General features: G+C 32.5%; 7 protein-coding genes. All 7 read left to right on the forward strand.

Translation table 11 applies throughout. From position 1 onward, the window contains the following. Window positions 1-14 precede the first annotated feature (14 nt). The gene (locus GQR92_RS00955; RefSeq protein ID WP_233269937.1) at window positions 15-2,729 is read left to right on the forward strand and encodes an alpha-L-rhamnosidase; all 2,715 of its coding nucleotides are present in this window, start codon (window positions 15-17) and stop codon (window positions 2,727-2,729) included. Window positions 2,730-2,752: 23 nt separating this feature from the next. Beyond that, a complete protein-coding gene (locus tag GQR92_RS00960) occupies window positions 2,753-3,598 on the forward strand; it encodes a hypothetical protein (protein ID WP_158837365.1) in 846 nt (281 codons plus the stop codon). 1 nt (window position 3,599) lies between these two features. Further along, the gene (locus GQR92_RS00965; RefSeq protein WP_158837366.1) at window positions 3,600-5,042 is read left to right on the forward strand and encodes a sulfatase; all 1,443 of its coding nucleotides are present in this window, start codon (window positions 3,600-3,602) and stop codon (window positions 5,040-5,042) included. A 39-nt stretch (window positions 5,043-5,081) separates the two neighbouring features. Further along, window positions 5,082-8,141 carry a sugar-binding domain-containing protein gene (locus tag GQR92_RS00970; RefSeq protein ID WP_158837367.1) on the forward strand — a complete coding sequence of 1,020 codons (3,060 nt, stop codon included), beginning with the start codon at window positions 5,082-5,084 and terminating at the stop codon, window positions 8,139-8,141. Window positions 8,142-8,169: 28 nt separating this feature from the next. Then, window positions 8,170-11,589 carry a glycosyl hydrolase gene (locus GQR92_RS00975; RefSeq protein ID WP_158837368.1) on the forward strand — a complete coding sequence of 1,140 codons (3,420 nt, stop codon included), beginning with the start codon at window positions 8,170-8,172 and terminating at the stop codon, window positions 11,587-11,589. 328 nt (window positions 11,590-11,917) lie between these two features. Continuing rightward, the gene (locus GQR92_RS00980; protein ID WP_158837369.1) at window positions 11,918-13,708 is read left to right on the forward strand and encodes a T9SS type A sorting domain-containing protein; all 1,791 of its coding nucleotides are present in this window, start codon (window positions 11,918-11,920) and stop codon (window positions 13,706-13,708) included. Window positions 13,709-13,919: 211 nt separating this feature from the next. Next, window positions 13,920-17,435 (forward strand): glycosyl hydrolase, encoded by a 3,516-nt coding sequence (locus GQR92_RS00985; RefSeq protein ID WP_158837370.1) that lies wholly within the window; start codon window positions 13,920-13,922, stop codon window positions 17,433-17,435. The last annotated feature ends 12 nt before the right edge of the window (window positions 17,436-17,447 follow it).

Raw genomic sequence — 17,447 nt, forward strand, 5'->3', positions numbered from 1 at the left:
TTACCTTATTTACTTTGGTATCATGTAAGGAAGCAGAAATTCTACAGACTCCTAAAAACTTAACCGTTTCAGAAGGATTTGAAAACCCTATTGGTTTTTATGAATCAAACCCTACATTTTCTTGGCAATTACCTATTTTAGATGAGGTAAAAAGTCAATCTGCTTATCAAATAGTTGTAGCTAGTAGTCCCGATTTATTGCCTGATAATGCTGATGTTTGGGATTCTAAAAAACAGAAAACAGCTCAATCTGCATGGATTAAGTATGGTGGAGATGCTTTAAAATCTCGTCAAAAAGTGTATTGGCAAGTTAAGTATTGGAACCAAGATGATAATGCTTCAGATTGGAGTGATACCAATAATTTTGAATTAGGTTTATTAAACAATACAGATTGGAAAGCCCAATGGATAGGTTTATCAACCAAAGAAGAAGGAGTTATTGGAAGTCAAGATAACATTATTCACAGACCACAATATTTAAGAAAAGGTTTTGAGTTATCTAACGATGTTGCTTCGGCAAGATTATATATTACCGCAAAAGGTGTTTTTGATGTGGCAATAAATGGCGAAGACGTTAGTGATGATGTAATGCCTCCGGGATATACCCCGTATAAAAAACGTATTGAAACCATTACTTATGATGTTACAGATTTAATAAAACCTGGTAAAAATACTATTGGAATAGAATTGGCTGCAGGATGGCATTCTGGTAGATTAGGTTGGATGAAATCCTATTGGAGTGATACAGAATCGCCTAAAGTTTTATCTCAGTTAGAATTAACAATGAAAGACGGTTCTAAAGAAGTTATTATTTCTGATGATTCTTGGAGAGGAACTACAAATGGTCCAATAAGATTGTCTGAAATTTATGACGGAGAAACTTATGATGCCAATCTAGAAATGGCAGCTTGGACAACAAGTAATTTTGATGATAAAGACTGGTTAACTGTTAACGCAACTAAGGTTACTAATGCTATAAAATTAGAGCCAAAAAGACATACAACAGTAAAGTCTAAAATTGAATTAGAAACAAAAGAAATTATTAAAAAAGAGGGTGCTGTTATTTTTGATTTACAGCAAAATATGGTGGGTGTACCTCTAGTAAAAGTACCTATGAAAAAAGGGCAAATACTTAAAATTAGATTTGCAGAAATGTTATCGCCAGATGGTACATTTTACACAGAAAATTATAGAAGTGCTCTGTCAACAAATTATTATACAGCATCAAAAGATGGTGTGGTAGAGTGGATGCCAAAATTTACGTTTCACGGATTTAGATATGTAGAGTTAAGCGGATTTGATACAGCAATAGAACCATCAAAAGATTGGGTAACAGGAATCGTTCAATATTCTGATTTTGATGAAAACGGAACATTTACAACTTCTCATAAAAAGTTAAACCAACTACAAAGTAATATTGTTTGGGGACTTCGTGGTAATTTCTTTGATATACCAACAGATTGCCCACAACGAGACGAACGAATGGGGTGGACGGGCGATGCTCAGGTTTTTGGACCAACGTCTATTTTTAATGCAGATGTATATAAATTTTGGGCTAGCTGGTTACAAAGTGTTAGAGAATCTCAATACGATAATGGTGGTATTCCTTGGGTAGTACCAGATGTTTTAAATAATAATAAAGTAAGTTCTGGTTGGGGAGATGTATGTACTATTATTCCGTGGAAAATCTACTTTAGAACAGGTGATAAAAAGATTCTTGAAGAAAATTTTGAAACAATGAAAGCATGGGTGGCGCATCATAAAGCAACATCTGAAAATTATATTTCGTCTATGAACACGTTTGCAGATTGGCTACAACCAAATGCTGAAAACGGTAAAGTAAAAGGAGACACATCTCATAATTTAATTGGTACAGCTTTTTTTGCACATTCGGCTAAATTAACAGCACAAACGGCAGAAGTTTTAGGTAAAACTGAAGAAGCTAAAATGTATCAGAAATTATATGAAACAGTAGCAAAAGCTTTTGATAATGAGTACTTTGATGATCAGGGTAATGTTAAAGGTGTAAAGGCTACGCAAACATCATATTTATTAGCATTAGCATTCGATTTATTACCTGAAGGAAAGCAAAAACAAGCGCAGCAAAATTTATTAGTTAAAATTAGTGAAGCAGACGATCATTTAAAAACAGGTTTTTTAGGAACACCGCTTTTATCTCAAGTTTTAGATAATATGGGAGAAACAGACCTAGTTTACAAGTTGTTATTTAACGAAACTTATCCATCTTGGTTTTACTCTATTAATCAAGGAGCAACAACTATTTGGGAACGTTGGAATAGCTATAGTAAAGAAGAAGGATTTAATCCTCAAAATATGAATAGTTTAAACCATTATGCTTACGGAGCAATAGGAGAATGGATGTACGAGCGTATTGCTGGTATTGCACCTTTAGAAGCAGGGTATAAAACTATTAGAATAGCACCAAAAACAAATAAAAAATTAACTTCGGCTTCTGCTTCTTTAAATACAACCTATGGTGAAATTGCTTCATCTTGGGAAATTAAAGCGGGTACTTTTTCTTTAGAAGCTACAATTCCACCTAACACAACAGCAAAAGTAAGTGTTCAAGGAAATACAAACAAACCATTGTTAGTAAATGGTAAAAATGTAGAAGATGTAAAAGAGGTAAAGCTAGTAAAAACAAATGCAGATTCATTTGAATTGTTAGCACAACCAGGTACTTATAAGTTTCAATCGACAGTTAAATAATTTAGAAGAAAAATAAACTCATCATGAGAGAATTAAAATTAGTGTTAATTGGTTTGTTATTGACTAGTTGTGCAGTAACATCGCAAACTGTAAATGCTCCTGCGGGTAGAATTGCTATTGTAGCAGATGGTAACTCTCCAGATCCGGATGATTTAGGTGGTACCGCCATTTCTTTAGCTTTATTAAGGGCAACAGGTTTAGAAAGTAGGTTGGTGCATTATTCTCATAGTTGCGATTTGGTTCGTGTAAATAGAATATCGGAAAAAGCAGAAAAAGAACGACATGCATTAATGCAAAGTGCTTGTGATGTTACTGCAAGAAGATGGGGAGGTTTTGATGAACTTACTTTTTTAGATGCAAAGTGGCAATTAGATGAAACGATAAAAGATTTAGCAAAGGCAATAAATTTATCTACAGAGAAAGATCCTCTTTGGATTATTGAAGCAGGAGAACCAGATATTATTGGTTTTGCTTTAGAAGCATCTAAAAAAAATAAACACAAATATGTAAAAGTGGTTACTCATCACCCTGCTAATGATAATGCAGGAGATTTTTATAAATGGCAACAGATATTAGATTTTGGTGTAGAAGAAGTTAGAATTCCAGATCAAAATATAAATTTAAAAGCAAAATTAGCTGATTGGGATTGGGCAAAAAATCATAAAGATGAACGCTTACAACAAGTATGGATTCAAGGTAAAATTGCAGAAAATGATGATGTAGTTAAGTTTCAAAAAGGAAGTTGGGATTGTTCTGATGCAGGAATGGTGTTGTATTGGGTAACAGGAGCAAACCAAAATAATGGATTGAAAATGGGAACCGTAACGGATGTTAAAAATATCTTATTAGAATATGTTAAACGTAAATAAAATGAAAAAAATTATAATTGTATTTTTTGTAGCTTTTAGTTTTGCAAACTTTCAGGCTCAAAATGAAAAACCAAATGTATTGGTTTTTTACGTAGATGATTTAAGAGCAGAATTAGGTTGTTATGGAAGCGAAACAGCAATAACACCTAATATAGATAAATTAGCAAAAGATGGAGTACGGTTTAATAAGGCGTATGTACAGCAAGCTATATGTGCTCCTTCTAGAATGAGTACATTAACTGGGTTAAGACCAGAAACTATAGGTATTTACAGTATTTTTACGCCACTTCGTAAAGTAAATAAAGAGGTGGTTTCTTTGCCGCAACTTTTTAATAAAAATGGATACAAAACAATAAGTATAGGTAAAGTATATCATCATGGTGTAGATGATAAAAATGTATGGTCTACTTATTTTGAAAAAGAACCAAATGCTTACTTAAAACCAGAAAACAAAGCACTTATAGAGGCACAGATAAAAGCAGGAAGTAAAAGAATTAAAGGACCTGCTTTTGAAGATGCAGATGTACCAGATGAAGGTTATAAAGATGGGCGAGCAGCACAACATGCTATAGAAACACTTAAACAATTAAAAGAGGATAATTTTTTAATGTTTGTGGGGTTAAGTAAGCCACATTTACCATATAATTCTCCAAAAAAATATTGGGATTTATACAATAAAAACGACTTTAAAATTCCGTCTAGAGAAAAGCCTCAAGGCATGTATAAATTAGCTTTAAGTAATTGGGGAGAGCTAAAAGGATATTCTAATATTCCTAATAAAGGAGACTTAAATGATGATTTAACAAGAGATTTAATTCATGGTTATCATGCATCAATTAGTTATATAGATGCCCAAGTGGGTAAAGTAATGCAAACGTTAGAAGACTTAGATTTAAGAAAAAAAACATTTGTAATTTTTATGAGTGATCATGGTTATAAAATAGGCGAATATGGATCTTGGTGTAAACAATCTAATGTAGAAATAGATGTTAGAGTACCTTTAATTATTAGCCGAGAAACAGGTTATAAAAACAGGGTTACAAACAAAACTTCTGATGCTTTGGTAGAAAATGTAGATATTTTTTCAACTTTAGTTGATTTATGTAACTTAAAATCTGCTCCTGTATCAGACGGAAAAAGTATTTTATCTGTAATAGATAATCCTAATAAAAAATGGGACGAAGCAGCATATAGTATGTATGCCAGAGGTAAAAAAATAATGGGAGTTACAGCAACAGATGGTGAGTGGAGATATACAGAATGGCGTAATGCAGTTACACAACAAGTATTAGACGCAGAGTTATATCATCATAAAAAAAGTTTACTTGCTTTTAAAAATTTATCAGGAAATAAAAAATATAAAAAAGTAGAAAAGAGAATGAAAAAGCTTTTAGATATTAAATTTCCAACAGATAAAGGACCGTTTTTACAGAACGATAAATAGCATTTATTGATATTAACAAATAATAGAAGAAATATTAAAATGAAAAAACAAGTTTTAGAAGTAAACCTTAATAAAAAACACTTTTTATTTTTACTATTATTTTTAATAGCACTAGTTAGTTTTTCACAACGTACAGAAGTAAATTTCAACAACAATTGGCACTTTATTTTAGAGGATAACTCCTCCTTTTCTAAAGAAAATTTTGATGATTCTAGTTGGAAAACGTTAAATGTTCCTCACGATTGGTCTTTCGAGAAAGGAGTTAGAAAAGGTGGAGATCAAGGTCAAGGTGGTGGTTATCATGATGGAGGTATTGGTTGGTATAGAAAAACTTTTAAGGTAAAAAAGCAAAGCCTATCAAATGTAACTTACATCAATTTTGATGGGGTTTACATGAATAGCGAAGTTTGGATAAATGGCAACCATTTAGGGAAACGCCCTTATGGCTACATTAGTTTTAGATACGATATTTCAAAGTATTTAAAAGAAGGAAAAAATACCATTGCAGTTAGAGTAGATAATGCTTTAGAGCCATCAGCAAGATGGTATCATCCTTGTGGAATTTATGCTCCAGTAAAATTAGTAGTCGTAAATCCAACACATTTTAAACCCAATAGTATCTTTATAAAAACGCCTTCTATTAAAGAAGATAAAGCAACTGTTTCTATTGATGCAGAAATTAATGGCGATGTAAACAAGCTAAAATATGAAGTAAAATTGTTTTCTCCAGAGGGAAAAGAATTGACTAAAAAAATTGAAAGCTTAAAAGGATCAAATCCAACTTATCAATTTGAAATAGAAAACCCACAATTATGGAGTCCAGAAACGCCAACCTTATATAGAGCTATTACCAAAATTTTAGAGGGTAAAAAAGTAATTGATGAGGTAGAAACAACATTTGGCTTTAAAACGGTAAAATGGGAAACTAAAACTGGTTTTTGGTTAAATGGCGAAAACGTAAAATTAAAAGGTGTTTGTGAGCATTGGGAAGGCGGACCTGTTGGAGGCGCTTGGACAAAGCCTTTGTTACGCTGGAAATTACAATCTTTAAAAGATATGGGCATCAATGCCATTCGCCCCTCACACAACCCAACTCCGCCAATGTTTTATGATTTATGTGATGAAATTGGTCTGTTGGTGATGGATGAAATTTTTGATGGATGGCACAAAAAAGCACCTCAAGATTATGGCAAACAAGCCTTTGATGAATGGTGGCAACGAGATGTAAAAGAATGGATTACCAGAGACAGAAATCATCCAAGTATTTTTGTGTGGAGTTTAGGTAACGAAACCCATAGTGATGTTGCACCAGAATTGGTGAAATTCGGAAAAAGTTTAGACCCAACACGATTATTTACATCAGGTGCAGGAAATCCAGAAGATATGGATATTACAGGTGTAAATGGAGGATCAGAAACCAAATCATTTATAGAAAGTAAAACCTTTGATAAACCATTTATTTCTACCGAAGCGCCACATACTTGGCAAACAAGAGGTTATTACAGAACACAAACATGGTGGCGTGATAACGAATTACCAGGAACTTACGAATTGCCAAATTTAACCGAAAAAGAAATCTTTTTTTACGAAGGAATTAACCCTAAAAATTGGCGAAACAGAAAACAAAGTTTCAATTCGTCTTATGATAATGCTACGGTAAGAGTATCAGCTAGAAAATACTGGGAAGTAATGCGAGATAATCCTTGGCATAGTGGTCATTTCCGTTGGACAGGTTTCGATTATTACGGTGAAGCAGGTTTAGTACATGGAGGTTTACCATTCAATTTATTTATGGGAGGTGCTTTAGATGTAGCAGGATTTAAAAAAGATTTGTTTTATTTCTATCAAAGTCAATGGACCAAAGAAACTATGATTCATATGCTTCCTCATTGGACGCATCCCAGAATGGAAAAAGGAACGCTTATTCCGGTTTGGGTATATTCTAATGCAGATGAAGTTGAATTATTTTTAAATGGAAAATCACTTGGAAAAGACAAACCAGGAACTGTTTGGAACGAAATGCAATGCGAATGGATGGTACCTTATGAAGCGGGTAAGTTAGAAGCCGTTGCTTATATTGAAGGAAAAGAAGTAAAACGAATGTCTTTTAGCACAAGTAAGCAACCTTCAAAATTAAAGACAAGTATTCAAAAGTTAGCTGCCGAAGATTCTTTTACCACAAGTTATATTATCACTTCAGAGGGATTAGACGAAAATGATAATTTATATCCCTACGGCGAAAATAAAGTCTACTATAATATTCAAGGTGATGTAAAGAAAATTTCTATGGAAAATGGAAATCCTATTGACCCTACAAGTAGAACAAAATCTGATTTTAGAGCCTTGTTTTTCGGGAAAACGAGATTGTTTTTAAGAGCGTTACCAAATGCAGAAAAAGCATCAATTATTACTGCATCAATTTTAGGAGATAAGGCATTATACACTTCAAATAAAATTTCCATTGATGCCAAACAGATTCAAGTTTTTGGTACTTCAAATACAGATGATTTAGAAATTCTTTATACTGTAAATGGCGAAAATCCAGAAACAAAAGGTGTTATTTATAAAGGTGCTTTTAAAGTTGCAGATGCTACAATAGTAAAAGCAGTAGTAAAACAAAATGGCAAAGTTGTTTTAAATATGGAAGAAACCTTTGGTAAAAACGAAGGCTTATTTTGGGGAGATGAACATTCTAAAGATCTATGGGTTGGTAGAGGAGTAAATATTTCTGCGGAAGAAGGTATTTTAAAAGGAAATGCAAAAGCAAGTAATGCGGCACATCATTTTAAAGGTACTGGCTTTGTCGCATTTGATGGCAAAGAAGGATCGGTTACGTTTTACAACGAAAATGATGGAGCGGGTAAAGAATATGCAATAAGATTTAGATATATGCATAATGATGAAGGAAAGACTTATCCAATGAAACTCTTTGTTAACGATACCTATATAAAAACGTTTGAATTTGAACCAACAGGAGGTTGGGTACAGAATTGGAAATTTGTAAACGCGAAGGTGTTTTTTAAATCTGGCGCAAATAATATTAGAATAGAAACAACAGGTAAAAGCGGCCCTTTTATTGATGAAATGTTTATCGATTAAGTTCTAATTAGAAAAGGCATCTAAATTAATGAATTATAATATTACTATTAAAATGAGTAAAGTAATAGCACAGTTGACGATGTTTATACTCTGTTTGAGTATTTATGGTCAAGAAGTAACTAAAACCAATTTAGAAAACGGTTTTAAAAACCCACCTCATTCTGCAAAACCATTAACGTGGATGCATGTTATGGGCGGAAATATGAGTAAAGTAGGAATGACCAAAGATTTAGAAGCTATTGCCGATGCAGGTATTGGCGGCATTATTCTTTTTAATGTAACTCATAGAATACCAAACGGACCTGTTGATTTTAATTCACCAGAATATATTGAAATTACTGCACACGCTGCTGCGGAATGTGAACGTTTAGGGTTGAGTTTTGGGATTCATAATTGCGATGGATGGACTTCTAGCGGTGGACCTTGGGTACCTGTAGAGCATTCTATGAAGCAAGTGGTGCATCGTGAAATTATTGTAAATGGTGGTGACGTTGAAGTGTATTTGCCTAGCCCTAGTAAAATTGGAGGATTTTATAAAGAGATTGCCGTTTTAGCTTATCCAGCTTTGGAGTCAGAAATTATAGATTCAGAAAATCCAACGATTATCACGAGTTCAAATAAAGATTTTGATATTAATATTGCTACCAATGGTAAAATTGATGAACGTACAGAGTTAAGAGTTCCTAAAGATGGTAAGGCTTGGATACAATGGAATTTTGGAAAACCATTAACCGTACAATCGTTTCTTCTTAAAACACAAAGACAACGTTATAAAGTACCGCAACTTTTACAAAGTTCTAACGATGGTATCAATTTTAAAGACGAATTTGTTATTAAAATGTCTAGACATGGTAAGTATGAATATACAATTGATAAGACTTTTAAAGGTATAACTGCGCAATATTTTCGTTTTGTAACAGATGTGCCTTTAGATATTGCAGAAATTAGCCTTACAAATACAGCTCGTTATGATAATATGATTTCTCGTACCAATATTCATAGAGCCAATAATGGAGGGTTACCAAAGTTAGAGGAAGTAGATGCTAGTAAGGTTATTAAGAAATCTGAAATTTTAAATTTAACTAAATATGTTGATGATAAAGGAGTGTTAAAAACAACATTGCCTAAAGGAAAGTGGACAATTATGCGTGTGGGTTATACTACAACAGGTGCTTTAAATGACCCTGCTTCTGTTGCAGGTACGGGTTGGGAAGTAGATAAATTTAGCCGTGAATCTTTTAAAATATTTTACGATGGTCATGTAAGAAAGGTGATTGATGCTACTAGTAAAATAGCACCAAATGCCTTACAGTATGTAGAAATTGATAGCTATGAAGTAGGTGGACAAAATTGGACAAAAGATTATGAAATACAATTTAAAGCAGAACACGGTTACGATATTATAAATTTCTTGCCATTGTACGCAGGTCGTTATGTAGGTAATGCAGATACTACAGAACGTGTACTTTGGGATATTAGAAATTTTAATAGTAAGCTAATGTGTGAAAATTATTTTGATTATGCTACAGAACTTATTCATGCAGATGGCTTAAAAAGTTATGTAGAACCTTACGGAAATGGTCCTTTTAATACTTTAGATGCCGCTCGTAGTTTTGATATACCAATGGGCGAATTTCACGCGAGTGGAAAGTCAATGACCGGTGTAGCCGTATCAGCAGGTCATATTTATGGTCGTAATATTATTTCTGCAGAAGCTTTTACTTCGGGACCTAATGTTAATTTTGAAGGACACCCTGGGTTTTTTAAAGAATTTGGAGATAAAGGTTGGATTGATGGTATTAACGAAATAGTTTTTCATCGCTTTGCACACCAAGCAAATACAAAAGTAAAACCTGGTATGGGTATGAGTGGTTTTGGTTCGCATATAGATCGTACACAAACCTGGTGGGATAATGCGGGTAAAAGTTGGTTTAAGTATTTAACTCGCGGACAGTATCTTTTGCGTCAGGGAGTGCCCGTGTCTGATGTACTAGCTTTTGTAGGTGATGGTTCTCCTAATACTACTGCATCACGCAAAGGAGTAAGAGATTTGCCAAACCATATCAATTATGATGGTGTAAATACAGATGTTCTTTTAAACCGTATTTCGGTAGAAAACGGACAACTTGTTTTACCAGAAGGTACACGTTATCGTGTACTTTATTTAGGCAACCAAAAAGAAATGCGTCTTGCTACCTTAAAAAGAATAGCAGAATTGGCGAATCAAGGTGTAATTATTATAGGAAATAAACCCGGTAAAATTGGAGGCTATTTAGTGTCAGAAAAAGACGAGATTGAGTTTTCTAAATTATTAGAACAAGTATGGAGTAAACCAACCACAAGTACAAACTATAATTGGAATGAGATTTATAAAAAATATAATATTCCTGTAGATTTAAAGATAAAAGGAGGCGAGCAAATTAATTATGCACATCGTACATCTGCAAATGAAGATATTTATTTTTTCTTCAATCCAGAGAAAGAAAAACGTACCTACGAATGTACCTTTAACGTAGAAGGAAAAATTCCTGAGTTTTGGAATCCAATGGATGGATCTATTACAAAATTAGTGGGGTTTGAGCATAGCAATGGTAAAACTAAAGTAGCTATTACACTTCCTTCTCAGGGTTCTGGTTTTGTAGTTTTTAGAGAATCATCCGCATCTATAAATTCAATTGCTACGGCTAGTGTTATAGATAATCCAGAACTTAGCTTTAAGTTAAATTCTTTGGGTAAAGCAGAAATTGAAGCCAGCAAAAACGGTGCGTATGCTATTTCTTATGCAGATGGTAAACAACAAAAATTAGAGGTTAAAAATCTTCTAGAGCCAATTGAAATAAAAGGTGATTGGGAAGTTGCTTTTCCAGATTTAAAAGCAGGTGTGCAAAGTTTTACTTTTCCAAAATTGATTGATTGGACTTCTCATAATTTTGAAGGGATAAAGTATTACTCCGGAACAGCTATTTATCAAAAAACGTTTAAGGTCGATAAGAAAAGACTAACTTCTAATAACAAGTTTATACTTGATTTAGGGAAGGTTTACGAAATAGCACGGGTTATTTTAAATGGAAAAGACTTAGGTGTTCTTTGGAAAGCACCCCACACAATTGATATTACTTCTGTTTTAAAAGCAGGTAAAAATAACTTAAAGATAGAAGTTACAAACCAATGGACAAACCGTTTAATTGGTGACGAAAACTTCCCTAATGTTTCTGGTTATAATTTACAACCACACCTTAAAACACCATTGTTAATTAAAAATCCACAGTTATCGCTTATCAATAGAAATAAGATGGTAGATTGGTATACAAATAATGAACCAGCACCTTTAGGGCAGCGATCTACGTTTACCACCTATCCATTTTATAAAAAAGGAGACAAATTATTACCTGCAGGTTTGGTAGGACCAGTTAAAATTAAACAGGTTAAAATAAAAAGTATTAATTAATTTTTTTTATCACTTATTTAATTCTTCTTATTGGGGTAAGATTGTCTTTTTTTATTTCAAAAAATGATAGTAAAAATGCATTATTTTTTTTAGATAATTATTCCTCTTTCTTAGGTATAACAGAACAGAACAGTTTGCAGCAGGATGGTTAAGTTGTTAATTGTAAATAATTTAGTGAATCTAAAATAGTTACGCAACTTATTTTTTAATGAACTTTATAATAACCCCTAAAACTAAACATATGTAATAAAGAAAATTAAGAGACACACTAAACGTTTAATTACAACTAATTAAACATTAAATTATTTTAACCAAACTAAATTAAAAAATGAAAATTAATATTAAAAAAACAGCAATTACGGTAGGTCTTTTCTTAGCGTATTCTAGCGCAATTACTGCGCAGAGTTATCCTTTTCCACTTCCTGCTACAGTTAGTGCAACACTAAATATCAAAACAGGAACAAAGGTAAAATACAAAAATGCTCAATTAGGGTTAAACCTTACACGTTTATCAGATAGTAATGGTAAAGATCTTTTTAGAAAATGGGGTACCTTAGGCGCTCGTTTTCCACACGGATTATTTTCTAACTGGTACGATTGGAGAACTGATGAAACAAAGCTTTTTGGAAGTGAAATGATAACGCTTCAAAATGCCAGAAATCAAACAGTACAAAGAGAAGTAGATAAATTATCTAGTATTAAAACATTTGAAACATCTCATTCAAAAGTTGGTATTGGAGTATTAGAGTCTTTATATAAAGAAAGAACTGCTAAATTTGATATTGTATGGACTTTTAATATGAGTGCAGATGGAAGAGATGTTAATAATAGCAATGAAACAAAGGCAAGATATGACGATTTAAAAAGGAGAGGATTACCTGTAGATTTTGTTGAAATGGGTAATGAGAATTTTTATCCAGGTCAAAGAAGTACTATTATTCCAAATACTTGGAATTATATTGCACGCGCTAAAGCAATGTCTAAAGCATTAAAAGCCAAAAATAGAAATATACAAGTTTCTGTACCTATGCTAAGACGAGGTAATGCATTTAACCCAAACTGGAATGCTGCTTTGGCAAGAGATCAATCTTTTTTTGATGCTGTAACGGTGCATTCATATCAAGGAGAAGATCCAGATGGTAACGCTTCTAGTGATGGTATTGAATATGGACTTATAGCTAGAAAAACGTTAAAAGAATCTATAGACAACTATGCAAGAAAAGTAACAAGCAAACCAATTTGGTTAACAGAATGGGGTGTAAAATCTGCCGGTGGTTCAAATGCAGTTTCTGCTTTAGGAGCAGCAGATTGTTACCTTTATATGAGTGAAAATATGGATACATACCATAGAGCAACATGGTTTACGCCAACAGGTAGCTTAAATTCTTTTTATCCTACAATAACAAATAGTAAAGGTAGACCTGTTCCAGATCCTACAAGAAAAACGGTTTTTGCCGCTATGTATGAGGCTGTTAAAAGTGTTTTTGCTTATAGTGAAGTTTATACAACTTCTATTTTAACGTCTCCTAATATTACTTCTGGTGTAAAAGGAGTTAGCGCAAGAGCTACATTAAAAGGAGGTAGAATTAAAATTATTGCTGTAAATTTAACAAGTAAACCAGCTGCTTTTGTTATAAAAATTAATGGTGTTAAGTATACTAAAAACTTTAATCATAAAGCAATTAAATTTAATAATTTGACAGATACACCTCTTTATAATATAGGAGATAATGCTTTAAAAGACGTAAGAAACGGAAGAGGTCACGTTACTTCTTTACCTAAATTTTCAATAAACGTTATTACACTTAGCTCAACTAGTGCTAAGGGAGTTGTTTTAAATGATAAAAATATTTCTGTAGAAACTGAAGAAACAGACGAAAGTTTACTTAGATCTGTAAACGTGTTTCCAAACCCAACTACAAAAGATTTTAATATATCTTTATTTGGTATGGAAAAAGCAGATATTACAATTACAGATATGTTAGGTAAAGTTATTTATAAAAAATCAACTATAGAACCTAATGTTAATATTGGACAAGCATTTAAGTCTGGTCTTTATTTAATAAAGGTTGTAGATGATAACAAGAAAGAGTACATTAAAAAATTAATTATTAATTAATTTTAATCAGAATAATTTTAAAAGCCCAAATATTAATTTATTTGGGCTTTTTTTTTGGAATACCATAACATTACAGGATACCTTATAGGCTATAAATAAATAAGTTTACCGTAGTAAAATTTATTAGAACGAGAGCTTATGTAAAATAAGTAAATTGTTAAGTATTTTACTAATATGCAACTTAAAAAATAAAAGAATCTTAATGTTAAATATGAAACAAATTGTATTAGTAATATCTGCGATTATTTTATTTACATGTTCAATATTTGGACAAAATTTTGGACATCAAAATAATATTTCAACTAAAACAGATTTCCTTCAAGAAGGATTTAAAACCCCACCAAATGAAGCCAAAGCAAGAACGTGGTGGCATTGGATTAGCGGAAACGTATCTAAATCTGGAATTACAAAAGATTTAGAAGCGATGAAAGAAGTTGGTATTCAAGAAGCACAATTGTTTAATGTTAAATTAGAATTTCCAGATGGACCTGTAAAATATTTAAGTGAAGAGTGGTTAGATTTATTTCATTTTTCTGCAAAAGAAGCTAAAAGATTAGGTTTAGAACTTACGTTTCATAACAGTGCAGGTTGGTCATCTTCAGGTGGTCCATGGATTACACCAGAATATGCTATGCAAACAACCGTATTTACGGAAGTTACGGTACAAGGCGGAAAATTATTTAAAGATCAATTACCACAACCTAAAACCAAATTAAATTATTACAAAGATATTGCAGTATTGGCATTTCCTAAACCTCAAACAGATATAAAAATAGATGGTTTAGATTATAAAAATTTAACAGATCGTATTCGAAATCATTTGTTACCAGATACAAAAACGATTACTGCTTCTGCCGTTATTAATAAAAATGACATTATTGATTTAACTTCAAAAATTACAAAAGACGGATTTATTGAATGGAACGTCCCAAAAGGAGAATGGATTATTTTAAGATTAGGACACACGCCAACAGGTAAAAGTAACCATCCTGCACCAGAAGGAGGCCGTGGTTTAGAAGTTGATAAAATGAGTAAAAAAGCAGTTGATGTCTATTGGGAAGGCGGCATACAACCTATTATTAATAAATTGGGAGATTTAATAGGAACAACTGTTAATAATTGTTTGATAGATAGTTATGAAGTAGGAACTACCAATTGGACTGCCGGATTTGATGCTGAATTTAAAAAATTAAGAGGTTATAATTTAACAAGCTATTTACCAACTTTAGCAGGTTATTACGTAGAAAGTGGTGAAGTATCAGAACGTTTTTTATGGGATTTTAGAAGAACGATAGGAGATTTAATGGCAAAAAATTATTATGCTCATTTTGGCGAATTATGTCATGAAAACGGCATGAAATTTTCTGTAGAACCATACTGGGGACCTTTTGATAATATGCAAGTTGGTGCAACTGGAGATATAGTAATGTGTGAGTTTTGGAGTGGTGGCTATCCGTTTTTCGATTCGCCTAAATTCGTTTCTTCGATAGCACATTTAAACGGAAGTTCTATTGTTGGTGCCGAGTCTTTTACAGGAATTGGTGGTTGGGACGAGCATCCTGCTGTTTTAAAATCTATAGGAGACCAAGCTTGGGCACAAGGTATTACGCGTTTTATTTTTCATACGTATGTACACCAACCTTGGGATGCAGCTCCTGGTTTAGCGTTAAGTTATCATGGTACAGATTTTAACCGATTAAATACATGGTGGAGTCAAGGAAAAGGTTTTATGGATTATATTGCTAGGTCTCAATTTTTACTTCAACAAGGTCAAAATGTAGCCGATGTTTTGGTTTTTACAGGAGAATCATCTCCTAACACAGCTTTTTTAATGCCAGAAATTAAAGCGATGGGTTTTGATTATGATTTAATTGGAGCCAATAAATTAGCAGGATTAACTGTTAAAAATGGAGATATTTATACATCAGTTGGTAATAAATACAAAGTTTTAGTTTTACCAACTTCTAGTTGGATGAAACCTGAAACACTTTCTAAAATAGCAGCACTTACAAAAGCTGGTGCAAAGGTAATTGGTGAGCGTCCTTATAAATCTCCAAGTTTGGAGAATTACCCAGAAAGTGATGATAAGATTGATAAACTTGCAGAAAACTTATGGAATTCTGGTTTGGTAAAAAAAATAACAATAGAAGAATTTTTATCAAAAAGTAAAACACCTTCTGATTTTAGAATTGAAGAAGGAGATGCATCAGACATCAGTTTTATCCACAGAAAAACAGAAGATGCAGATATCTATTTTATTGCCAATGCTAAAAAAGAAAGTAGAGAAATTACAGGACGATTTAGAGTTAATGGAAAGCAACCAGAATTATGGAATTCAGAAAGTGGTGAGGTTAAAAGTCTTGCTGTTTGGGTAGATAATGAAGACGGAACAACAAGCGTGCCTATTCAATTAGGTATGGAAGCATCTGTTTTTGTTATATTTAGAAAACCAGTTGCTGCATCTGCTCATATTACAAAAATTTCGGAAACACTTAAAAAACCTCAGTTAGAACCTTTATCTAATTTAAAAATTATTAAGGCAGAATATGGCTCGTTTTTACAAGACGGATTGGTAGATATCACCGATAAGGTAAAGGCAGCTGTAGTGGATAATAAGTTAAAACTACAGGCTGGAAGGCAATTTTGCGATTGTGATCCTGCAATGGGGTACAAAAAGGAATTTCGAATGGAATATAAAATAGGTGAAGAAATCAAGCGAATATACGTAGAAGAAAGAGAGTTTGTAAATATAGATGCTACTGATAAAGGATCTTTAACCATTTTAAAAGCAGTTTTTGGAAAGTTTAAGCCAGAAACTAAAGAGGTACCTAAATATTATAAAATATTTGATATTACAGAGAAAATTAAAGGCATGGTATCCTCTGGAGTTTTAGAAATTCCGATAGAAAAATCTTTAATAGATGGTAATGTTCCCGAAGGTAAAAACAAAGTATTGCGTGTTACTTTTTCTACGGATGGGGTAGAGCATGTTGTTTCTGTTCCGGAAGGAAGAGTGCTTAATCTGTCTAAAGATATTTCTAAAACAAAACTGGTTAATACTAATGGAAAAGTAAATTGGGTAACACCTTATCCAGGAGAAATAACATACCAAACTTCTTTGGGTAAGAATAAAACGATTAAAGTAAAATCGGTTCCAAAACCAATAGAGTTAGTAGGTGACTGGAATATAGAATTTAAAGAAAATTTAAGTACACCAATTAAAACCGTATTTAATAATTTGGTATCGTGGTCTAATTCAGATAATAATGCTATTAAATATTATTCAGGAACAGCAGCATATCAAAAAAACTTTAATATTTCTAAAAAGATATTTAAAAAAGACACCTCTTTTGAGTTAGATTTAGGAAGTGTTGGTGTAATAGCAGAAGTAATTATAAATGGTAAAAATGCAGGTATATTGTGGAAAGCACCGTTTAGAATTAATATTGATGATTTTGTAAAAGCAGGACAAAATACGCTAGAAGTTAGGGTAACCAACCTGTGGCCAAATCGTTTAATTGGAGACGAAAATTTATCGTTAGATTTTGAAAGAAAAGGAGAAAAAACAAAAAGCTTACCAGATTGGTTGCTAAATAATACACAACGACCTTCAAATAGAACTACGTTTTCATCATGGAAGCATTATAATAAAAATGATGCATTGTTAACTTCAGGACTTTTAGGGCCTGTTAAAATTAATATATCAGTAGTAAAAAATATAAAATAATATTTAAAATAT

Source organism: Polaribacter sp. L3A8 (assembly GCF_009796785.1).
In the GTDB taxonomy this organism is placed as follows: Bacteria; Bacteroidota; Bacteroidia; order Flavobacteriales; family Flavobacteriaceae; genus Polaribacter.